General features: G+C 71.8%; 14 protein-coding genes and 1 pseudogene. 3 read left to right on the top strand and 12 right to left on the bottom strand.

The annotated features are described in order from the left end of the window. Positions 1-35 precede the first annotated feature (35 nt). The 10 genes and pseudogenes from fadD32 to A6035_RS01885 all read right to left on the bottom strand — a co-directional run bounded on the left by fadD32 (position 36) and on the right by A6035_RS01885 (position 13,095). The gene (gene fadD32 / locus A6035_RS01925) at positions 36-1,982 is read right to left on the bottom strand and encodes a long-chain-fatty-acid--AMP ligase FadD32 (RefSeq protein ID WP_108846382.1); all 1,947 of its coding nucleotides are present in this window, start codon (positions 1,980-1,982) and stop codon (positions 36-38) included. Between the two features lie 174 nt (positions 1,983-2,156). Continuing rightward, on the bottom strand, positions 2,157-3,122 hold the full coding sequence (locus A6035_RS01920) for a cutinase family protein (RefSeq protein ID WP_108846381.1): 966 nt from the start codon (positions 3,120-3,122) through the stop codon (positions 2,157-2,159). Between the two features lie 145 nt (positions 3,123-3,267). Next, on the bottom strand, positions 3,268-3,759 hold the full coding sequence (locus tag A6035_RS01915; RefSeq protein WP_108846380.1) for a DUF732 domain-containing protein: 492 nt from the start codon (positions 3,757-3,759) through the stop codon (positions 3,268-3,270). Next, complete coding sequence (locus A6035_RS19405) at positions 3,756-4,526, bottom strand: LGFP repeat-containing protein (RefSeq protein WP_412523633.1); 771 nt, start codon at positions 4,524-4,526, stop codon at positions 3,756-3,758. The genes A6035_RS01915 and A6035_RS19405 overlap by 4 nt, the downstream gene beginning before the upstream one ends. A gap of 129 nt (positions 4,527-4,655) precedes the next feature. Continuing rightward, positions 4,656-5,366: pseudogene (locus A6035_RS19400) on the bottom strand (alpha/beta hydrolase); the annotation flags it as partial. Between the two features lie 606 nt (positions 5,367-5,972). Then, positions 5,973-7,106 carry an alpha/beta hydrolase gene (locus A6035_RS01905; RefSeq protein ID WP_108846378.1) on the bottom strand — a complete coding sequence of 378 codons (1,134 nt, stop codon included), beginning with the start codon at positions 7,104-7,106 and terminating at the stop codon, positions 5,973-5,975. A gap of 195 nt (positions 7,107-7,301) precedes the next feature. Next, positions 7,302-9,434 (bottom strand): arabinofuranosyltransferase AftB family protein, encoded by a 2,133-nt coding sequence (locus A6035_RS01900; protein ID WP_208635554.1) that lies wholly within the window; start codon positions 9,432-9,434, stop codon positions 7,302-7,304. Positions 9,435-9,450: 16 nt separating this feature from the next. Then, positions 9,451-10,488, bottom strand: coding sequence for a decaprenyl-phosphate phosphoribosyltransferase (locus A6035_RS01895; protein ID WP_108846377.1), 1,038 nt, complete (start codon positions 10,486-10,488; stop codon positions 9,451-9,453). Beyond that, complete coding sequence (locus A6035_RS01890) at positions 10,485-11,102, bottom strand: phosphatase PAP2 family protein (protein WP_108846376.1); 618 nt, start codon at positions 11,100-11,102, stop codon at positions 10,485-10,487. The genes A6035_RS01895 and A6035_RS01890 overlap by 4 nt, the downstream gene beginning before the upstream one ends. Next, on the bottom strand, positions 11,095-13,095 hold the full coding sequence (locus tag A6035_RS01885) for a glycosyltransferase (RefSeq protein WP_108846375.1): 2,001 nt from the start codon (positions 13,093-13,095) through the stop codon (positions 11,095-11,097). Before A6035_RS01885 ends, A6035_RS01890 begins: the two co-directional genes overlap by 8 nt. A 297-nt stretch (positions 13,096-13,392) precedes the next feature. On the opposite strand from A6035_RS01885, the gene A6035_RS01880 reads away from it, so the two are divergent. Then, positions 13,393-14,118 (top strand): peptidylprolyl isomerase, encoded by a 726-nt coding sequence (locus A6035_RS01880; RefSeq protein ID WP_108846374.1) that lies wholly within the window; start codon positions 13,393-13,395, stop codon positions 14,116-14,118. A gap of 281 nt (positions 14,119-14,399) precedes the next feature. Here the strand turns inward: A6035_RS01880 and A6035_RS01875 are convergent, their stop codons facing one another. Beyond that, the gene (locus A6035_RS01875) at positions 14,400-15,911 is read right to left on the bottom strand and encodes a DUF5129 domain-containing protein (protein ID WP_108846373.1); all 1,512 of its coding nucleotides are present in this window, start codon (positions 15,909-15,911) and stop codon (positions 14,400-14,402) included. Between the two features lie 73 nt (positions 15,912-15,984). Between A6035_RS01875 and A6035_RS01870 the strand changes: the two genes are divergently transcribed. Next, positions 15,985-17,493: a hypothetical protein gene (locus tag A6035_RS01870; protein WP_108849018.1), complete on the top strand. Its 1,509-nt coding sequence runs from the start codon at positions 15,985-15,987 to the stop codon at positions 17,491-17,493. A 37-nt stretch (positions 17,494-17,530) separates the two neighbouring features. Here the strand turns inward: A6035_RS01870 and glf are convergent, their stop codons facing one another. Next, the gene (gene glf, locus A6035_RS01865) at positions 17,531-18,733 is read right to left on the bottom strand and encodes a UDP-galactopyranose mutase (RefSeq protein ID WP_108846372.1); all 1,203 of its coding nucleotides are present in this window, start codon (positions 18,731-18,733) and stop codon (positions 17,531-17,533) included. 408 nt (positions 18,734-19,141) lie between these two features. Between glf and A6035_RS01860 the strand changes: the two genes are divergently transcribed. Beyond that, a complete protein-coding gene (locus tag A6035_RS01860; protein WP_244192509.1) occupies positions 19,142-21,196 on the top strand; it encodes an N-acetylmuramoyl-L-alanine amidase in 2,055 nt (684 codons plus the stop codon). Positions 21,197-21,240: the final 44 nt, after the last annotated feature.

The raw sequence follows: 21,240 nt of genomic DNA, 5'->3' as shown, positions 1-21,240 counted from the left end.
CCGTGGTGCCATGAACCGGCCCGGCCGGGAGGACGCTACTGCGCCGGCAGGTCCGGGAAGGCGGTCTGCTGGTAGCCCCCGCGCAGTGTGCCGTCCACGTACGCCGCCTTGCAGGCCCGGCGCGCGATCTTGCCACTGGAGGTGCGGGGGATGGATCCGGCGGGGACCAGGAGCACGTCCTGGGCGGTCACGCCGTGTCGCGCGGAGATCGCCGATCGGACGGCGTCCGCGACGGGACCGGGGTCGGCCTTGCCCGCCCCGGGCGCACGCTCGGCGACCACGACGAGCGTCTCCGAGGAGTCATCGGCGGCGATGTCCGCGCCGTTACGCGCGTCGATCGGCAGCTGGTTGGCCGGCACGGAGAACGCGGCCACGAAGCCGGGGCGCAGGGCGTCGGACGCGCTCTGTGCGGTGTTCTCCAGGTCCTGCGGGTAGTGGTTGCGGCCGGCGACGATCACGAGATCCTTGACGCGACCGGTGATGTACAGCTGCCCGTCGACGTACGCACCGTAGTCGCCGGTGCGCAACCATCTGGCGTCCTCGGGCACGGTCCCGAACTCGCGGACGGTCTTGGAACCCTCCTCGAGCCGCTCGACGAGCCGGTTGCCGAAGGTGGCCTCGGACTCCTCGGGGCGTCCCCAGTAGGCCCGGCCGACGTTGGTCCCGTGGAGCCAGATCTCGCCGACGCGGCCCTCGGGGAGTTCGCGGCCGGTGCCGTCGTGCTCCCCGGTGGCCTCGTCGATGTTCGCCTCGACGATCGTCGCCCACTGGCTGGGCGCGACGTAGCCACAGGCGACCTGCGGGATGGCGTCCTCGTTGCCCTCGACCTGCGACGGGTCGAGCACGGTGATGACACCGCGGTTGAGGTCGGAACGGTCGACGTGGATGACGATCGCCTCGTCGTCGCGACGGGGCGAGGAGACGAACAGCGTCGCCTCCGCCATGCCGTAGGACGGCTTGATGACGGTCGGCTCGAGCCCGTAGGGGGCGAACGCCTCGTTGAAGGCACGCATCGACGCCGGGGTGACGGGCTCCGAGCCGTTGATGATGCTCGTGACGCCCGACAGGTCGAGGGTCTCACCCTCCTTGGGCAGGCCGCGGCGGGCCGCGTGCTCGAACGCGAAGTTGGGGGCGGCGGCGAACACGCCGTCGCAGCCGGACTGGGCACCCAGTTGAGTGACCCAGCGGCCCGGCCGCTGGACGAACGCGCGGGGGCTCATCACCGTGATGGTGGCCCCTCCCATCGCGGGCAGGATGACGGTCAGCAGGCCCATGTCGTGGAACAGCGGCAGCCAGGTGACGCCGCGCGAGGCGCGGGTCAGCCCCAGCCCGTCGAAGAGCTGCATGACGTTGGTGACCACGTTGCGGTGCGTGATCTCCACACCGGCGGGCACCCGGGTCGAGCCCGAGGTGTACTGCAGGTAGGCGATGTCGTCGGCGCCGAGGTCCGGACGGGACCAGCCCGTGCCGAGCTCGTCGGGGATGGCGTCGACGGCGACGGTGCGCGGACGCTCGCGTGCGGGTAGCTCCCTGAAGAGCTTCCGGACCCCGGCTGCGGATTCGGTCGAGGTGAGGATGACCGCCGGCGCGCAGTCGCCCAGGACCGCGTGGAGGCGGTCGTGGTGGCCCGGCTCGTCCGGGTCGAACAGCGGCACGGCGATGAGCCCGGCCTGGATCGCGGCGAAGAAGGACACGATGTAGTCCAGGCCCTGCGGGGCGAGGATGGCCACCCGGTCCCCCGGCTTCGCGACCTGCTGCAGGCGGGCCGCGATGGCGTTGAGCCGCTCGCCGAACCGCGTCCACGACAGCTCGTGCACCTCACCGTCGCGGGAGGTCGAGTAGTCGATGTAGCGGTAGACCAGCCCGTCATGGGCGGGGTCCTGGCGTGCGGCGGAGACGTTGGCTTCGACGAAGTCGACAAGGGTGGTGCGATCAGGGATGACGATCGCCCCACCGGCGTCGTGATACTGCTCGAACTCCACGTTGCTCCGTTCCGATCCGTCCTACGTTGGTCGACGTCGTCGACCACGGATATGCCGGGTGCACTGACGACAAGCTTTGTCGATCCTACAGCGTGCCTCAGGGCACATCCGAACTCCGAATCATCGCCTCGCCAGGCGTGTCGCTCGGCGGGCGCCGGGGACGGGGCGCGACGGTCACTCGTGGGCGATCTCCGGAGCGGCGTCGACGAGCTCGTTGACGTGGCCGATCGTCCACTCGGGGACGGTGGTCCCGGCGATGACGTCCGGGTTCGTGGCGTACATGGCGTGGATCGCGTTGTTGGCGACGAACTCCTGGAACCGGGCGGCGCCGTCGACCACGTTGAGCGGGGCGTTGCAGATCAGGTCGCGGGAGTCGCAGATCTGGGCCGTGCGGTCAGCGAGTTCGCCGAACCCGCCCGGGCGCGGCCCGGTCATGGTGGCGCCCGCGATGAGCTGGGTCAGCCCGGTGGCCGGCTGCAGGGAGATCTCCATCCCCTGACCGTTGCCGGGTGACAGTCCCGGCGACTGGCCCTCTCCGGGCAGGCGGCGTCCGTCGGCGATGAGGACGGACCCGCGCACCAGATCGGCGGGGACGGGGCCGTTGCCGGTGCCGATCTCGTTGGTCAGGTCGCCGGCGATCACCGCGCCCTGCGAGAAGCCCAGCAGGATGAACGAGGTGTACGGGCAGCGGCCGTGCACGGCGGCGAGCTCGGCACGGGCGCGCTCGGTGCCCTCCGCGCGGCTCTGGTCGTAGGTGATCTCGTTGGGCCGCTGCGGGTTCCGGAACTGCGCCACGTACGGGACGGTGAACACCTCGAGGCGCTCGTCCGGGTACTGCTCGCTCAGCGGGTCGGTGATCGTGCGCAGCAGCGCGTTGGGCAGGAAGCCCGGGTTGAACGGGTCGTCGGTGGGGCTGCTCTCCCACGTCCCAGGGACGGCGATCATCTGAACGTCCGGGCAGTCGGCGGGCTGGGTCTGCTCGGTCTCGTCCGGACCGGGCAGCGGGCCGTCGGGGCCGGTCGGCAACCCGCGGTTGCCGAGCCACCACCCGATGCCGAGCACGAGCAGGACGATCAGGACGAGCGCCCCCAGCGAGCAGCCGAGACGGCGGCCTCCCCCACGACGCGTTCCGCGAGCCACGATACGAACTCCTTCCCGACCTCCCGCACGACTGTGGCGGGTGGCCGACGACCGGTTCAACGCCCAGCAGGCCGCGCGGGTTCCTCAGGCGCCGGGTGAGGTGTCCGGGCTCACCCGGAGCGGCCGCCGCACGCCACGTGAGCCGCTACGGGCAGAGCTGCCCGGCCGAGGCGTCCACGACGATTCGGGACAGCTCGTCGACCTCGCGGTCGGAATAGCCGCCCGCGGAGATCTGGCCGGCGACCGCGTCGGCGATCGTCGTGGTCTCGTCGGCGGCTCCGCCGGTGGTGCGGATGCGGCAGATGGTGTTGCCGGCGGCGACGAGCGAGTCCGACAGGTCGGCGGTCTCGATGCCCTCCTCCTCCAGGGCGGAGAGGTAGCCGCGCTCGCGCGCACCGACGGCCGGCGCGGTGTACCCCGGCGCGTCCGGGGCGACCGGGGCGGGCGCCTCGGTGTACCGGCCGGAGTCCTCCGTCGCCGGGACGCGGGAGGCGCCGGCGGAGCCGCCACCCGGCGGCGGGGCGAGCGTCTCGGAGTCGGGCACGCCGGAGACCGTCGAGTCCCCGCCCCCGCAGGCGGTGAGCATCCCGCCGGCGACGAGGAGCGCGGCGCCGAGCGTGAGCGCGCGGGACCTCACGAGATCTCCGCCCGGCCGCCGGACACGGTGATCCGGCCACCTTCGAACTCCATCACCTGGCCGCCGGCGGTGTTGCGCAGCGGGCCGGTCGGGTAGCCGAGCCGGCCGCGCTCGTAGTCGACCGTGCCCCAGGCGTCGAACACGGGGCCGCGGGGGACGACGTGGGCGCCCGTGCGCGGGGACCAGTAGATCGCGCCGCCCTGGAACCGGCTGAACGCGCCGCGCCGGGTGTCGAGCGCGATCTCGTCGGTCACGGGGTAGCCGAGCTCGGAGTTCTCGGCACCGGCCTCGCGGTAGGCCTTGAGGATGTCCCCCTCGACCACCTTGGGGCCGGTCTCCTCCGACCAGTAGACCGTCCCGCCCTGGAAGCCCTGGACGACGCCCGGCTTGTTGGGGTTGGTGATCTCGTCGGTCGTCGGGTAACCGAGGTCGCCGCGCTCCGCGCCACGCTCCTGCCACATCGCCCGGATGCCGCCGCGCACCGCGTGCGCGCCGGTGGAGGGCGACCAGTAGATGACGCCGTTCTGGAAGGTGGAGAACCGGCCGCGCCCGTCCGGGGTGGTCGTCTCCCCGGACGTCGGCAGCCCGAGCACGCCGTCCGGCCCGCCCTCGGACTGGTAGGCGGCGCCGATCGCGCCGAGGACGGAGTGGGCCCCCGTGGACTGCGACCAGAACACGCGGCCGAAGCGGAAATCGGTGGCCTTTCCGCCGCGGACGTCGTACTCGCCGGTGAGGCACGGCCCGAGCCCGGGCTGACGCTCGGCCACGCGGGCGATCTCGCCCGCCGCCGCACACGGCTTCTCGACGTTCTCGATGCCCACCGCGGCGGCGAACTGCGGCCACGCCTGGGTCATCTCGAACTGCCAGTACGGCCACGTGTGGGTACCGGACGGGCGGAAGTTCGCGGTGACCTCGACGCCCTCGGCGCGGGCCTTGTTGACGAAGGTCTGGGTGGTCATCCGCGAGAGCAGCTCGAGCCCGTAGCCGGGGAAGTTGGTGGGGATGTCCGGCAGGCCCGACGGCTGATCCCAGGGCCCGGTGTTGCCGCTGCCCGCGGAGACGTAGACGCTCTGCCCGCGCATCTTCTCGGTGTGGAGCTTGGGGTCCTGCTCCTGCCACCGGTCCGAGCCGAGCGGCCCCCACATGTTCTCCGCCGGGTAACCGCCGGCGTCCTGCATGGCCACCTTGATGGCCTCGGGCATGCCGAAGCTGGTGGTGTCGAGGAAACCGGAGTAGCTGGCCGCGAACTGGAAGTGCTCGGGGTAGCGCTGGGCGAGCATCATGGCGGCCGTGCCGCCCATGGACAGCCCGGCCACGCCGTGCTCGTCGCCGACGCGCCAGTCACGCGCCAGCAGCGGGGGCAGCTCCTGCATGAGGAACGTCTCCCACTGGTAGGCCGCGCCCTTCGCGTCGGAGACCCAGTCGGTGTAGAAGCTCGACTCACCGCCGACGGGCAGGACGACGACCGCGTTCTTGGCGTCGAAGAACTGGGAGATCTTGGTCTCCAGCGTCCAGCCGCTCGCGTCGTCGCGGGCACGCAGTCCGTCGAGCAGCAGCAGGGACGGGTAGGTGCGGCCGGGGTCGGCGTTCCACTGGGCGGGGAGCATGAGCTGAACCTGCACGGCCTGCTCCATGGCCGGCGACTGCACCCACAGGGCCACGCGGTTGGCCGACTTCCACTCGACCTTGTCCAGGCGCACGCCGGAGGGCGGCGCCGCGGGCACGCGCAGGCTCGGCGCGTCGGGCGCGCCCGCCGGGTCCGGCGCGGCGGTCGTCGACCGCGACTGCGTCGTCTGCGTGGGACTGCTCTGCGCCGGGGCCGGCCGGGTCGGCGTCTCCTGCGCCGCGGCGACGGGCGGCAGGACGAGACCGGACCCCACCACCGACGCCACGAGGGGAGCCGCGAGGAGGGACGCCCACCGGGAACGGGGGCTCGCGTGTGCGCTGGGGGTCGCCATGTGTTGTTCTCTTTCTTGCCGCGTCGTCTCGCCGGATCGTCTGGTGGGCGCGCGTCGCACCCGGCCCGCGTCACCCGTGTCCGGGGCCCGGGTCCGCGGCGCGCCCGCGGGTTCCCCTCCCGCGGCCGAACCCGGTGGTCACAAGCGACCGGGGCCCCGCACAGAATCTACGCGCGGGGCCCCGGTGTGACGGGTGAGGACTCGCTGTGAGAGGGCGAATCCGTCCTATTTAGTTGTGCCGGGCGACTGTGCGGCTCAGTAGCCGGCCCAGGCGTGGGCGTTCATCACGTTCAGGATCTGCGCCGAGCGCGCCGCGATGAGGTCGTCGTTCCAGTAGCCCCAGCCATGGATGCCGGTGGTGCGGTACTCGAAGATGGCCTTGTTCGGGGCCGCGTTCATCGTGTTCTGGAACGCCAGGGTCGAACCGCGGGACAGGCCCTCGAGGATGATGCCGTTGAACGTGTTGAACACGGCCTGCAGGCTGGAGGGCTGGTCGTACTGGCCCGGGATCGCGGAGCCGGCGGTGACGTACATCGGGATGTCGCGCAGCTTCGCGGCGTTGAGCAGCGGGTCGTTCTCACCCCAGCGCGGGGAGCCGGGCAGGCCCCACATGGCGAACGGATCGCACCTGCACTGGTCGAACATCGCCAGCGGGATCATGGTGTACATGCCCGGGGCGGTGGGGTTCATGTAGCCGGAGAACACCGAGACCTGCTTGAACTGGTCCGGGTGCTTGGCTGCGAGCGCCGCGGCGGCGGAGCCGCCCATCGACAGGCCGGCGATGGCGTTGTTGTCGCGCCGCACGCCGAAGTGGTCCGCCAGGTAGTTCGGCAGCTCCTGGGTCAGGAACGTCTCGTACTTGTACTCCAGCAGGTTGCCGCCCAGGTTGATGGGCCGCTCCCAGTCGGAGTAGAAGGACACCTGGCCGCCGACGGGCATGACCAGGGTGATGTTGTCCTGCAGGAAGATGCGCTGCGCCTGGGCGTCGTGGGTCCACGCGTTCCAGTCGTCACGCGCACGCAGGCCGTCGAGCAGGTACAGGCCGGCGTTGCCGCCGAAGCGGGCGGGCTGGACCTGGACCTTGATGGGCCGGTTCATGGACGGCGAGTGGACCGTGCACAGCTGGACCCAGGACGCGACCGGGTCCCACTCGCAGCCGGGGCGCAGCCAGTTGCGGAAACCGACCGGGTTCTCGTCACCACCGGCGGGCCGGAACGCGGGGGCGGGCGGCGGCGGTGCCGACGAGCCCGCGGACCCGAGGCTGGCGGAGGAACCCTGCTCGGTCGCCTGCGCGCCGACCAGTGCCGGGGCTCCGACGATGAGCCCGGCGGCCGTCGCCAGAGCGGTGAGCCCGGCGGCGAACCTGCGCCGGAGGGTGGAGTGGGACATTCGTTGGTTCCTTTGTTCGTTCCTGGTGCCCCGCAGGGCATCGGTGACGTTCATCGGACCGGCCCCACCAGGGGAGGACCGGAACTGCGACATCGAGGTCATCGATACTGTCGCGCACTTTGGGACAGGTGTTACAGGTCGGGGACCGATTCGACCCCGGACTGTTACCGTTTCGAGACAACAGCGAGCGCCACCCTACCGAGTGCCCTGATACTTCTCCACCTTCTCAGGCATCGGCAACCCGCACCTCTGCACCTCGTACGCAGGGATTCTGTTGATCCGGTACTCGGCGAATGAGAATGCGTTAACGAGGTTCGACCACCGCCGCTCGGGGGTCAACGGGGCGGAATAGGAGTCGATCAGCGCCTGTGTGGCCGGACACTGCAACGCGACCTCGGCCTGGTTGACCCAGTTGACGTCGATCCACCGCGGAAAGTTGACCGGGTCCTCGACGACCCCGGTCCGCGCGAGCACCCAGTCGTACGGCAGGAACTTGTCGTGCCCGATCCGCCCGTCCTCCATCCGGTCCGTGTGCGCGGCCAGCGGCGAGGCCAGGCCGACCGTGTCGTAGACGTCCACGTCGAGCGGCAGGTTCATGCTCGTCATGCCGAGGTTGAGGAACACGACGGTCTTGACGGGGTTCTCGGGCAACTCGAACGGGGCGAGCCCGGGCATCGGATGGTCGTAGGAGACCACGTCCCAGCGATCCTGGAAGCCCGGCACCGGCAGGAACACCGCCCCCGTCTCGTTGCGGGAGACGTCACGCACGAGCGCGCGCATGCGCGGGAAATCGAGGTAGTCGTCGGCGAGGAGCGGGTGCTTGTGACCCGTGCGCTGGATGTAGAACTGCCGCTCGTCGACGATGCCGGCCGACGTGATGGACTCCGGTTCCTCGCGGAAGGGGTCCTCGGTGACCTGGACGGTCACCGCCCATCCGACGACGACGAGCCACGCGGCCGCGGTCACGGGTACCGCCACCCGCCGCACGGAGGCGTCCGCGGACCCGCGGGCGGGCCCTACGGGCAGGGGCACCACAGAGACGGGCAGGAGGATCAGGAACAGGGACGGCAGCAGCACGCGGCCGTGCATGAAGTCGCCGCCGACGCGGGTGACGTACAGCAGCATCACCAGGGCCACGACGAGGAACGCGACCGTGACGACCGGGGTGGAGCGGACCCGGCCCCGCAGGCGGAGCAGCCGGCCGCCCTCGTCGTCGTCACCTTCTCCCGACCGGGAATCCGCTACCGTCCCTCCGGATGCGCTACCCCTGTGAGGGGAGCGGATCCCGAGTCGGAGTAGCGGATGTCCGGACGATGCCGGTCCGGCCGCCCGGCTGGGGGCCGACCGCGCCCACAGGGCCACGAGGCCCGCGACGAGGACGGCGATCAGCGGCAGCAGCAGCACGTACGGCGCGAGCAGATCCCACAGGTACTCGGCGCCCTTGTCCCACTTGGAGCCGCCGGCGTCCTTGGCCACGGCCGTGAGCGGGTACGGCAGCGCGTAGTAGGACATCCGCCAGAGCTGGTAGGCGACCGGCACCGTGCCCGCGATGACCACGAGCCAGCCAAGGTGCCGCCACGACTGGCGGGAGGCCGCCATCATCGCGAGGAAGACCGCCGCCGCCAGCGCCATCTCGGGCCGCACGAGCGGTCCCAGCCCGGCGATGAACGCGATCGCCGCCGTCCCCGGCGCGGGCAGGCCGGAGCGGCCCTCGCGGTGCGGGGACCGGGCCCACAGCTGCAGGCCCAGCCACATGACGCCGATCCAGCAGATCACCAGCCCCGTCTCGAGTCCGGAACTGGCGAAGTCGCGGGCCGGCGGCAGCATGACGTAGATGAGGACGCCGAACGGTAGGAGCAGCATCGGGCCGCCCGCCGGGGCGCGTCGGGTGCCGCGGTACATCACGCGGGCGCCCAGCATCGCGCACGCCACCGCCGCCATGCTCAGCGTCAGCGTTAGTCCCAGCGCGACCAGCTCGAGGCGGTAGCCGACGACCTCGTGGGTGCCGTAGATGAGGTAGGTCCACAGCGTGGAGGTGTTGGACTCGACCCGCTCCCCCGCGTTGAACACCGGCCCGTTGCCGGCCACGAGGTTGCGGACCGTCCGCAGCACGATGAGACCGTCGTCGGCGATCCACCGACGCTGCCACGCGCCGGCGAAGAAGATCGCCACCACCACGGCGAGCCCGGTCCAGAAGACCGCGTCGCCCCGCCCGGCGCGGGTCCCGGCGCTACCGCCCCGCCCGTCGCGGGTCCCGGCGCTACCGCCCCGCCCGTCGCGGGTCCCTGCGCGGCGACCGTCACGGCTCTCCGCCGTCACCTCCGACATCGTGTGTCCGCCGGGGTCAGGCCAGCGACGGGACGATATAGACCCCGATCACCACGGTCAGGACCCACAGCGCGGCGAGGACCTGCAGGACCCGGTCGCCCAGCGCGATGTCCTCGGGCTCGCCGGCCTGCGCGGCGTCGACGTCGACCGCGTAGCGCAGGACGGCGATGGTGAACGGCACGATCGAGATCTGCAGCCAGATCGCCGCGCCGCTCGGCTGGGTGGGATCCGAGCCCCGGTCGTACGCCCACAGCGCGTAGCAGAGCACGAGCACCGTGGCCGACAGCGTCCAGACGAACCGCAGGTAGGTGGGCGTGTAGCTCTCCAGAGCCTTGCGGATCTTCGCGCCCGTCTTCAGGTGCAGGCTCAGCTCCGCGTACCGCTTGCCCGCGGCCATGAACAGCGAACCGAACGCCATGACGAGCAGGAACCACTGCGAGATCTCGACCTCGGCGGCCGCACCGCCGGCGACCGCGCGCAGCAGGAAGCCGGACGAGACGAACGCGATGTCGAGCACCGGCTGGTGCTTGAGCCCGAAGCAGTACATGAGCTGCAGCACGATGTACACGGCCACGACGATCGCCAGGGCCGGGTGCGCGAACAGCACCGAGAGGACGAGCGCGGCGACGATGAGCACCACCGCCATCGCGTAGGCGAGGCCGACGGGCAGGACGCCCGCCGCGATGGGCCGGAAGCGCTTGGTCGGGTGCGCACGGTCGGCCTCGACGTCCATCGCGTCGTTGATGAGGTACACGCTCGAAGCGGCCATACAGAACGCCACGAACGCGATGAAGACGGAGAACAGGACGCTGCCGTCGGTGAGCGTCTGCGAACCCGCCGCGGCGGGCGCGGCGATGACGAGGACGTTCTTGACCCACTGACGCGGCCGGAGGGCCTTGACCATGCCGTCGAGCAGGTTCTTCGGGGGCGCGCCCCCGGACTCCTCGACAGCCTCCTCGATGTCGTCGATCTCGTTGGCCGTGTGCGGTTCGGCGCCCAGGAGATGGTGTTCCGTCCCGCCCCGGGCGGCCGGCACTCCGGTCTGATCGGTCATCGCTTCTCCTCGGGAATCTGGGTGGCGCGCGGGCCCGCCGCGCCGTCGCGCAGTGCCCCGGGCAGGACCTGCTGGACCGCGTCCGAGGGCCAGACCGCGCGGGTGAGGGCAGCGCAGCCCGCACCGACGGCGGCACCGGCGACCACATCCGAAGGGTAATGGACTCCGAGCACCAACCTGGACGCCAGCATCAGCGGCACGAGCGCCGGCGCGACCGGAACGCCTGACACCGACCCCGCGAGCAGGGCGAACGCGGTCGTCGAGGTGGCGTGGGACGAGGGGAAGCTCAACTTGGAGGGGGTGCCCACCCCCACGGCGACGGACGGGTGGTCCGGTCGCCGGCGGCGTACGACCCGCTTGACGACGACGGACGTGGCGTGGGCGCCGAAGCTGCCGACACCGACCATGGCCCAGCGGCCACGGCGGTCGGGGTCGACGACCATGCCGGCCGCCGCGATCGCCATCCAGCCGAGGGCGTGCTCGCCGACGTGGGACATCGCCACGGCCGCCTGACGCGACCCGGGCACCGCGAGCAGGCGCTTCTGCACCGCCGCCAGGAGCCGGACCTCGCCGGTGGGTACGGGGATCTCGACCGAACCCGCGGGATCAGGCATCGAAGACACGGCTCCAGGCCTCCTTGGTGACGAGTTCGGTGTGGGCGTCACGGTAGCGACGCCGCATCTCGGGGAACCGCCGGAACAGCTCACGGTGCAGGGCCGCCGACTCCTTGAACAGCGCGGTGGCCAGCTCGCGGTCGCGCTTGCGGTAGACCACCCCGCGGCCGTCGGCGGTGGTGACGGTGGCGCCGTCGACCCGGCTGAGCGAGTACCAGCGCGCCTCGATCGGCGGGAAGTTGGCCTGCGGCACCTCGTGGTGACGCTTGTCGTCCTTGCTCAGGGTGTGCGCGAGCCCCCTGGCCAACGCGACGGCCTTGCGGACCGGGCCGCGGGGTTCGGAGTGGATCCCGGCCGGGCCGCCCGACGGTGCGGGCAGGTCGACGGCCGACGGGATGAGCACGGCGTCCGGGAACTCCGCGCGCATCGCCCGCACCTTGGGCAGCGCGGTGGGCAGCAACTCGTACAGGGCCTCGGGGCCGCGGAGGAAGTCGCGGATCGCCTCGATCTGGATGGCCACCGTCGAGTACTCGAGACAGACCAGGTGCTTGACCAGCGCCTTGAGGCTGGACTGCATGATCCCCTTGTGGTCGCCGTCGTGGTAGAGCGACGCCACCACGAGGCGGTTGCGCAGGTGGAAGTAGGCCTGCCAGTCGATCGCGTCGTCCTTGTCCGACCACGCCATGTGCCAGATCGCCACGCCGGGCATGGTGACCGTGGGGTGGCCGGCCCGTCGCGCGCGCAGGCCGTACTCCGCGTCGTCCCACTTGATGAACAGCGGCAGCGGCTGGCCGATCTTCTCGGCCACCACGCGCGGGATGAGGCACATCCACCAGCCGTTGTAGTCCACGTCGATCCGGCGGTGCAGCGGCTTGGGGTTGTCGCGGTCCGTGAGCTGGTACGTGGAGAAGTCGTAGTCGTAGTCCGCGTGCGGGGCGGCGGTCCACATGAAGTCGTGGGCGCCCACCACCTCGCCCATCGTATGCAGGTGGCTGCGTTCCTGCAGGTTGAGCATCTGCCCGCCGACCAGCATCGGGACGGTGGCGAAACGCCCGAACGCCAGCGACCGCAGGATCGAGTCGGGTTCGATCTCGATGTCGTCGTCCATGTACAGGATGTACGGGGAGTCCGTCAGCCTCCGCGCCTCGTACATGATGCGGCTGTAGCCGCCCGAGCCGCCGAGGTTCGGCTGGTCGAAGATGTGCAGCCGGTCGCCGAGAAACTCCGCCGCCTCCGCGAACCCGGGCTCGTCGCGGACCTTCCTGTCGCCCTGGTCCGGCATGAGGACCGCGTCGATCACCGCGTCGACCTCCGGGTCGGACGTCAGCGCCCGCAGCGCGGCCACCGCGTCACCGGGCCGGTTGAACGTGGGGATACCGACGGTCACGCGGCGGTCGTTGGGCACCTGCACGGCCGGGTCAGGCCGACCGTCCGGGCCGGCGTCCGGGCGCGTGGCCGGGGCGTCGACCGCGGAGTACCAGCCGCCAGAGAGAAGCTCGACGTCCGTGTCGGAGGTGAGGTCGAACCAGATCCAGCCGCCGTCCTCGAACGGACCCAGGTCGCACACGAACTCGACCGTGGTGACCTGTCCGGCCTGTCCCGGCTCGCCGACGACGTCCCCGGTTACCGCGATGCGGGAGCCGTCGATCTTCGAGCGGTACAGGTCGACGCGGCCGGCGCCGCGGACGGTCAGCCGCAGGACGACCTCGTCCAGGACCGTCCACCGGCGCCAGTAGGCCGCGGCGAACGCGTTGAAGTAGGTGGCGAAGGAGACCTCGGAGTCCGCGCCGATGCCGAGCGACGTCCGGGTGGACGAGTGGGCGCGGCGGGTGTTGGTGGGGGCCTCGTCGAGGTAGAGCGAGCGCACGTCGAGCGGCTCGCCGGCCCGCGGCAGGATGATCCGCTGGAGGCATTCCCGGCCACGTGGATCGGCGAGCGCGGCGACCGATCGCTCGACCTCGTCGACCAACTCGTGGTGGCCGTGATGTTCCATGTGTGCGTGTCCCCGTCCCGACGGCCGGGGCCGCCCTCGTCCACATTGCTGTGCCCTGTCGCACCTCCGCGCCCGCTGCGCCGCCGCCGGGGAGGCGCGGGTGCGGGACGAAAGCCGGGTCGATCGTACCCGTCGGGGCCGACGCACCCCGCCCACCACGCGCCGGGGCCCCACCCGCGCACATGCGGGCGTCCATCCCGGGGCGTAGGCGGGCACCCACCCGGGCGCGTATGCGGTGCCCACCCCGGCGCGTAGGCGGGCGCCCACTCGGACCGGCTCACCACCTAGTCTCGTCCCATGCACCTCACCGCTTCGCCACGCCGCCGCCCGACCGTCCGCACCGCCCTCGGAGTGCTCGCCCTCGCCGCGCCCCTCGCGCTCGCCGGCTGCGGCTCCGACGACACGACCTCCGACGAGCAGGCGACCGGCGGGACGACCAGCGCGACGCAGAGTGAGGGCCGCGAGTCGGGCGGCGAAGTCGAGTGCCCGCCCGCCGAGGGGACCGCCGAGCGCACCACCGAGTTCGATTCGGCCCCGCCGATGTGTCTGACCCCGGGGGTCGACTACTCGGCCGTCATCACCACCGACGCCGGGGCCGTCACCGTGGACCTGCTCGAGGAGAAGGCCCCGGAGACGGTCAACAACTTCGTCTTCCTGGCCCGCCACAACTACTACGACGGCATCACGTTCCACCGCGTGATCCCCGGCTTCATGATCCAGGGCGGCGATCCGAAGGGCACCGGCAGCGGCGGCCCGGGCTACGAGTTCGCCGACGAGCTGCCCGCCGGGGGCGAGTACGAGATCGGGTCGATGGCCATGGCCAACGCCGGGCCGGACACCAACGGTTCTCAGTTCTTCATCGTCACCGGCGACGCCGGCGTCTCGCTGCCGCCGGACTACAGCCTGTTCGGCACCGTCACCGAGGGCATGGAGGCCGTCACCGCGATCGAGTCCGACGGCAGCCCCCAGGGGCGGCCCCAGACCACGCACACCATCGAGTCGGTGGAGATCGTCGAGGGCTGACCCCGGCCCGCGGCGGCGTGCACTCAGCCAGCGTGAGTCCCGCCAGATGCGCTGCCTCACCGGCTTACGCTGGCGAAATGGTCCACTCGCCCAGCGCAAGCGGGCTGAAATCGGGCATTCTCCCAGCGTAAGCCGGTGGGGCAGCGTACGTCAGGGCAGGTGCGCTGCCTCGTTGCCCGGGTCGCGCACCCGGCCGGAGCCCGCCCGGACTCCGGTGGGGTAGCCGATAGTCGCGCCGCGCCCGACCGCGCGCCGAGTACACGCCGGGCAGCCGCACCGGGTCAGTACCCGCTCGACCCGCCGCCACCCGAGAACGACGGGTTGGAGTAGCTCGTGTTGGTCGAGCTCGCCGACTGCGCCGCCTGCACGTCATGGGCGTGCCAGCTCGACACGACGTAGTACGGGACGAAGCCGTTGTAGCCGTAGCCGGCGCGCCAGTCGCGGTCGTACAGCCGGGGCGCGTGGCGGTCCCCCGCGTCCTTGGCGGTCTTCACATCCGACATCTCCCGCTCGCGGATCGCCTCCACGACGAGCCTGTAGTCCACCACCAGGCGCGCATATCGGTCCATGAAATCGGGCGCCTGTGTGTCGCGGGCCAGCTCGTCCGCCCGAGCGTCCAAAGCCCGGGCCTCCGCGGCCAACCGCTCGTCCTTCGTCCCCAGCGCGGCCGCAGCCATGTCCTCGTGTAGCTCGCCGAGCTGGCGTCGGCGCACGTCGCCGTCGCCCTGCTCCATGCGGAACAGCTGGTCGATGTTCTTCTCGGCGGTCTCCATCTGGTCGACCGTCGTGTGCGCGAGCTCGATGTCGGTGGCCTTGGCCCGGAACTCCGAGTCGGTCGAGTCGGGCCGCAGGTCCCCGATCCGGCCCATCACGGTGTCCAGCGAGACGAACCGGTCCCGAACGTCCGCCCACTGGGACCGCAGCTCGTCGTCGGCCAGCGGGGAGGTGAGCGAGTTGGCGCGCACGTCCAGCCCGGTGAGCTCCTGCGCGACCCGCCCGTATTCGCGGGAGACCCGGTCGTAGCGCTCCCTCGCCGTCGTCGCCTTCTTCTTACGGCTCGACGCGACGGCCGCACCGACCGCGCCCGCACCCACGACACCCGCACCGGCGAACGCCCATGGCAGCCAGGCCGGCGCCTCCTCGGGCTCCGGGCCCGTCACGGTCGGGTCGTTCGCGGCCTGCGCACCCGCGAGCAGACCCATCGCGTGGTTCTCCCGCCGCATCGGGTCCTTCATCGCCTCCAGCGCGCCGTCGAGGTGCGGGCCCTCGAAGATGTCGAGGGCGCCGCAGACGTCGTCGCCGCAGTAGATGCCCACGTCGCGCGCCTCGGTGTCGTTGGCCACGATGAGCGTGCCCGGTGCCCACTTCTCCCTGTCCTCGGCGACGAGGTCGGGCCGCTCGGACTGGGCGAAGCGCTCGGTCGTGTCGTTGAGGTTGTCGCCGCCGTCGTCGAAGACCAGGTACTCGACGCGCGTGACCTGCGGCGGGAACGCGATCCGCGCGGTCTCGGCGCGCAGCAGGTCCTGGTCGCCTGACGACAGGACGCCGGCCCGGTCGGTGACGCCCACGGCCACCTCGGTGGCGGCCGGCGCCTCGGCGGGAGTCTGGGGAGCCGGTGCCTGCGCGGGCACGGGCGCGGGAGCCTGGGCGCGGGCCGGCGCGAACGGCATGAGGAACAGCGCCAGTAGCAGCGCGGCCGCGACGCCGCACAGGACCGCCGCCCGGCCCGGGGCGGGGTCGGCGACGGGAGCGGGCACCGCGCGGGGCAGGGGCCGGACGATCGTGCGGGTCATGCCAGAAGCCTAGGCCCGCCCCGGAGGCCGCGTCGCCACTTCGCGGCCGGTGTCCGAGGCGACCGATACGCTCATGCGCGTGTTCGTCCTCGAAACGCTCATCGCCATCACGGTCGCGCTGACCACCGCGTTCGGTGGGCTGGTCGCGGAGGACCTCATCGCCCGCGATGCGTCGTGCACGATCTCCACGGTGTCCGACCTGTGGTCCGAGACGTGCACCTCGCCGTCGCGGTTGGGCTGGTTCCTCGGCACCCTGCTCGTGCTGGTGGCGGCGATGGCCCTGCGCGCGTGGCTCATGGCGCACAACGGCACGCTGTACTACCTGCGACTCCTGCCGGCCGAGAGCGCGGACCGGATGCGTGCCGCCGTGGACGTGGCCAACGCCCGCAGTCTCGGTTTCCGCTCTGCGACGGGCTGGTTCGGCACCGCCAACGCCGTGGTGGACCTACGCCGCGAGGTCGACCACATCTCCGACGAGCTCGAGCGGGCGATGAACGACGACGACGACGCGACCGGCTTCCTCCTGGCGCCGAACCTCGCGTTCCCGGCGGCGCTGGCGGTCGGCTACGACACCCTCCTGCGCGAGCGCACGCACCTCGCCGAGCTGCCCGTGGCAGCCCGGAAGCGGCGCCTTCCGGGCGGGGACACAGGCGTGCGCACCGTGTATTTCGACGACGGCGACGACGAGTGGACCGAGCGGCGGTGGCGGTCCCGCCGCAGCCAACCCGGCGCGGAACTGGCGATGGTGACCCTGCCCGCCGGGTCGGCGGTCGAGGCGCCAGCGGACCGGACTTCCGTGCGGCGGGTCTGGCTCTCGCTCCAGCTTGAAGGGGGCGGACCGGTCTCCGAGGTGGACGCGGGACATCCGCTGCGGGAGGCGGCGGACCTCGTCGTCGTCGTCGGACCCGCCGAGCGCGCGGACGGAGCCGACCGGACAGGCTCCGCCACCGCGAACGCCGTCGGCACGGACGCCGGCGGGGGCACGAACGCGGGCGCGGCGGGCGAGGCCACCCTCCGCCCGTGGACGCTTCCGGCCGGGCGCTGGTACCCGGGCGCGAGCGGTCGGCAGGTAAACCGGCGGGCGTTCGCCCGGCTGGTGGAGGAGCTGTCCGGGGCGGTGGAGCAGGTGCTCGACGACTACCCGGAGGCGCACGTGCTGCTGTCCGGGCGGATGCCGCGGAGTGTGGCATTCGCGCTGGGGTACGTCATCTCGCAGCGCAAGGACGACCGGATCGAGGGCAAGCGCGCCGCCCTGCACCCCACACGCGCCGACGACACGCGGGCCGAGCGGGCGCAGGCGCGGGCCGAGAACGAGGGCCTGAGCTCGCTGAGCCGCTTCTGGACGTCGGTGACCCCGGTCCTGGTGCACCTGGGCGAGGCCAAGCCGACGATCGTGCACGCCGCGCAGCGTGACGCCGCCGTCCACGGGCTGGTCGCCGACGCGCCCACGGCCGCCACACCCGCGGGCACCGCACCCGCGGGCACCGCACCCGCGGGCACCGCACCCGCGGGCACCGCACCCGCGGGCACCGCACCCGAATCCGCTACCCCGACGACGGATCCGCTACCCCGGCAGGAGTAGCAGATCCCGCCGGGGAGTAGCGGATTTCGCGGGGGGATCAGCCGTCGGCGAGCGGCGCTCCGACGCGCAGGTGCGGCGCCAGCGTGTTGTCGAACATCGTCAGCGCGGACGCGATGGCCATGTGCATGTCGAGGTACTGGTACGTGCCCAGCCGGCCACCGAACAGCACCTTGTTGGCGGCGGTCTCGGCCTTGGCGCGGTCGCGGTAGGCGGCCAGCTTCTCGCGGTCGGTGGACTCGTTGATCGGGTAGTACGGCTCGTCCTCGCGCTCGGCGAACCGGCTGTACTCGCGCATGATCACGGTCTTGTCCGTGGGGTAGTTCTTGCGCTCGGGGTGGAAGTGGCGGAACTCGTGGATGCGGGTGTAGTCGTACTCCGCGTCGTTGTAGTTCATCACCGGGGTGCCCTGGAAGTCGCCGGTCGGCAGGACCTCGGTCTCGAAGTCCAGGGTGCGCCAGCCCAGCTCGCCGTCGGCGTAGTCGAAGTAGCGGTCCAGCGGGCCGGTGTAGACGACGGGCGCATCGGGGCTCGCCGCGCGGACGGCCTCGCGGACGTCGAACCAGTCGGTGTCCAGCACCACGTCGATCCGCTCGTCGGCCGCCATGTTCTCCAGCCACGCGGTGTAGCCGTCGACGGGCAGGCCCTCGTAGGTGTCGTTGAAGTAGCGGTTGTCGAACGTGTACCGCACGGGCAGGCGGGTGATGTTGCCGGCGGGCAGGTTCTTGGGATCGGTCTGCCACTGCTTGGCCGTGTAGTCCTTGATGAACGCCTCGTAGAGCGGGCGGCCGATGAGGGAGATGGCCTTCTCCTCGAAGTTCGCCGCCTCCTCGGAGGAGAACTCGGAGGCCTGCTCGGCGATGAGCGCGCGCGCCTCGTCGGGCGAGTAGTAGCGGCCGAAGAACTGGCAGATCAGGCCCAGGCCCATGGGGAACTGGTACGCGGTGCCCTTGTGCATGGCGAACACGCGGTGCTGGTAGCCGGTGAAGGACGTGAAGCGGTTGACGTACTCCCACACGCGCTCGTTGGAGGTGTGGAACAGGTGCGCGCCGTACTTGTGGATCTCGATGCCGGTCTCGGGCTCGGGCTCGGAGTAGGCGTTGCCGCCGATGTGGTGACGCCGCTCGAGCACCAGCACGCGCTTGCCGAGCTCGCTCGCCGCCCGCTCGGCGACCGTCAGACCGTAGAAACCCGACCCCACCACGATGAGGTCATAGGTGCCCCACTGCCGTTCGCCTGCCATAAGTCTCGAGCCTTCCCTAGTCCGTGGCGGCGGTCCGTCGCCGTGTCGCCCGCGCCGTCCGCTCGCCTGGCCACGCGCCGGTCGGCGCGGGTCCGGGTCCAAGGGTATCCGGCGGGTCGGGGGTGGGTTCAGGGCACGCCGACGACGACGAGGAGGACGACTTCTCGGCGCGACTGCAGTGGCCCATGGCGCAGGTGGGGCGCTCTCGTCGTCGTACGCCGGTTCGAAACTACATCCTTGTAGTCCCAACATTCACAGTTTTACCACTTGGTTTCAGTCGTTTCTTGGCTAACATTGACCCCGTTCGTCACACACGTCCCTGTGGTCTCGCTCCGGCGAGGCCTGACGGGCAGTAGTGCCACGCAGCCCGCGCAGCCGCGTGACACAGATCCTGATCTGGAGAAGCCCTTGAGAACACGACGCCGCCCCCTGTACGTCAGCGGTCGACGCCGGACCCTCGCCCTGGCGGTGGCGGTCGCGGCGTCCGTCGTCACGCCCCTCGCCGTGTACGGGGCGGACCAGGTCGTCCAGTCCGGCGACGACATCACCGCCACCGCCGGTGGCGGGCTACCGACCGGCGAGACGGCGGTCCCGCTGGCCGAGGCACCGCCCGCCGCGGGCGTGGACAGCGATGTCGCCTCCGGCGGTTCGCCCGTCCGCGAGGTCACGTCCGAGACGCCGTTCTCGATGGTCGGCGTCACGTGGAAGGGCCACAACCCGGCCGCCGTCGCGCAGGTCCGTGCGAAGAACCCCGACGGCTCGTGGGGCCCCTGGTACGAGGCCGAGTCCACCGACGGCAAGGGCGAGAGCGTCACCGGCACCGGCGGCACCGAGCCCGTCTTCCTGGGGCTCGACACCACGGCGGTCCAGATCTCGCTGTCCGGCATCGACATCGAGGACACCTCACTGGCCGACGCGCCCGAGGCGACCCCGGACGAGCCCGCGCCGGCCTCCGGCGACGAGGACGTCGCCGCCACGCGCGCCGCCGAGTCCGCTCCCACGCCGTCGGCCGTGCCGACCCCCGCCGCGCCCGCCGGCCCGACGTCCGCCCCGGCCCGTCCGGCCGCCGACGACGCCCCGCCCGCGCCGACCCGCTACGCGGACATCAAGCCCGTCGCCGAGAGCTCCGACCTCGACCCCGACTCGGTGCAGGCCGTCCTGCTCTCCCCCGACGACACGCCGACGCCCGACCCCGAGGCGTTCGCCGACGTCACCGCCTCCGGCGGCACGGGTGCGCACGGTGACATCGCGGCCAGGCAACCGTCCATCATCACCAGGGCCGGCTGGGGCGCCGACGAGTCGATCCGCTGCGGCGGCACCTCCTACGACCCCACGCTCGCCGCGGCCGTCGTCCACCACACGGCCGGCAGTAACAACTACACCCGCGAGGGCTCGGCCGGCGTCATGCGCGGCATCTACACCTACCACGCACGCACGCTGGGCTGGTGCGACGTGGGCTACAACGTGCTGGTCGACAAGTACGGCCAGGCCTTCGAGGGCCGCCGCGGCGGACTCGACCGCAACGTCCAGGGCGCCCATGCCGGCGGCTTCAACGGCAACACGTGGGGCATCTCGATGATGGGCGACTACTCGACCGTCTCCCCGTCCGACGCCACGATCCGCAAGGTCGGCGAGATCATCGGCTGGCGTCTGTCGGTCGCGGGCGTCGACCCCAAGGGCTCGGACACGCACTACTCCGAGGGCACCTCGTACACCAAGTACTCGTACGGCACCGCCGTGCGACTGCCCAACATCTTCGCCCACCGCGACGTCGGCCTCACCACCTGCCCGGGCAACGCCGGCTACGCCAAGATGGGCCAGATCCGCGACATCGCCGCCTCCTACGCCAAGAGCGGCGGCGGGGGCGCGGCCCCGGCCCCGTCCAACCCGGGCACCGGCGGCGGCGGTGGCGGAGGCGGAGGCGGCGGCACCGGAAGCGCCGGCCTGCCCACGATCACCCAGTCCGGCATCCAGGAGGCCGTCACCTCGGCCCTGCGGACCGTGCTCACCGGCGGCCGACTCGATCCCGCCGCCCTGACCCGCACGCTCCTCGGCGGCAAGACGCTGGCGGACATCCCGCTGAACGCCGGCTCGGTGCAGGACGCGATCGGCATCGACGCCGGCTCCGCGCAGGACCTCATCGGTGGCGACTTCCGCGGCTTCGGCCAGCAACTCGGCGCCCAGCTCGGCAAGGCGCTGTCCGGTGTCCAGCGCTTCGGCAACGTCTCCCTGGTCAAGCACGAGAACGGCGCGCTGTACTCGTCGCCCGAGACCGGCACGCACCCGGTGTGGGGCGTGATCGGCGACGCGTGGGCGGCGCAGGGCTTCGAGCACGGCCCGCTCGGGCTGCCGGTCTCCGCGGAGGCCGAGCGCGAGGACGGCATGATCGCGCAGCGGTTCGTCGGCGGCACGCTCGTCTACGACCCGGAGACCAAGCAGCTCAGCGTCGAGCCCAACCCCTGATCGACGGCCGGGTCGCCCGCCGCACGCGCGGCGGGCGACCCTCG

The sequence above is a fragment of the Dietzia lutea genome (assembly GCF_003096075.1).
Classification (GTDB): Bacteria; Actinomycetota; Actinomycetes; order Mycobacteriales; family Mycobacteriaceae; genus Dietzia; species Dietzia lutea.
The sequence above is the reverse complement of the archived record's forward strand: the minus strand, read 5'-3'. Positions and strand labels throughout refer to the sequence as shown.

Coding starts and splice junctions, on each gene's coding strand:
- A6035_RS01905 (WP_108846378.1), bottom strand. CDS start 7,106: ATGTCCCACTCCACCCTCCGGCGCAGGTTCGCCGCCGGGCTCACCGCT.
- A6035_RS01900 (WP_208635554.1), bottom strand. CDS start 9,434: ATGTCGGAGGTGACGGCGGAGAGCCGTGACGGTCGCCGCGCAGGGACC.
- A6035_RS01895 (WP_108846377.1), bottom strand. CDS start 10,488: ATGACCGATCAGACCGGAGTGCCGGCCGCCCGGGGCGGGACGGAACAC.
- A6035_RS01890 (WP_108846376.1), bottom strand. CDS start 11,102: ATGCCTGATCCCGCGGGTTCGGTCGAGATCCCCGTACCCACCGGCGAG.
- A6035_RS01885 (WP_108846375.1), bottom strand. CDS start 13,095: ATGGAACATCACGGCCACCACGAGTTGGTCGACGAGGTCGAGCGATCG.
- A6035_RS01880 (WP_108846374.1), top strand. CDS start 13,393: ATGCACCTCACCGCTTCGCCACGCCGCCGCCCGACCGTCCGCACCGCC.
- A6035_RS01875 (WP_108846373.1), bottom strand. CDS start 15,911: ATGACCCGCACGATCGTCCGGCCCCTGCCCCGCGCGGTGCCCGCTCCC.
- A6035_RS01870 (WP_108849018.1), top strand. CDS start 15,985: ATGCGCGTGTTCGTCCTCGAAACGCTCATCGCCATCACGGTCGCGCTG.
- glf (WP_108846372.1), bottom strand. CDS start 18,733: ATGGCAGGCGAACGGCAGTGGGGCACCTATGACCTCATCGTGGTGGGG.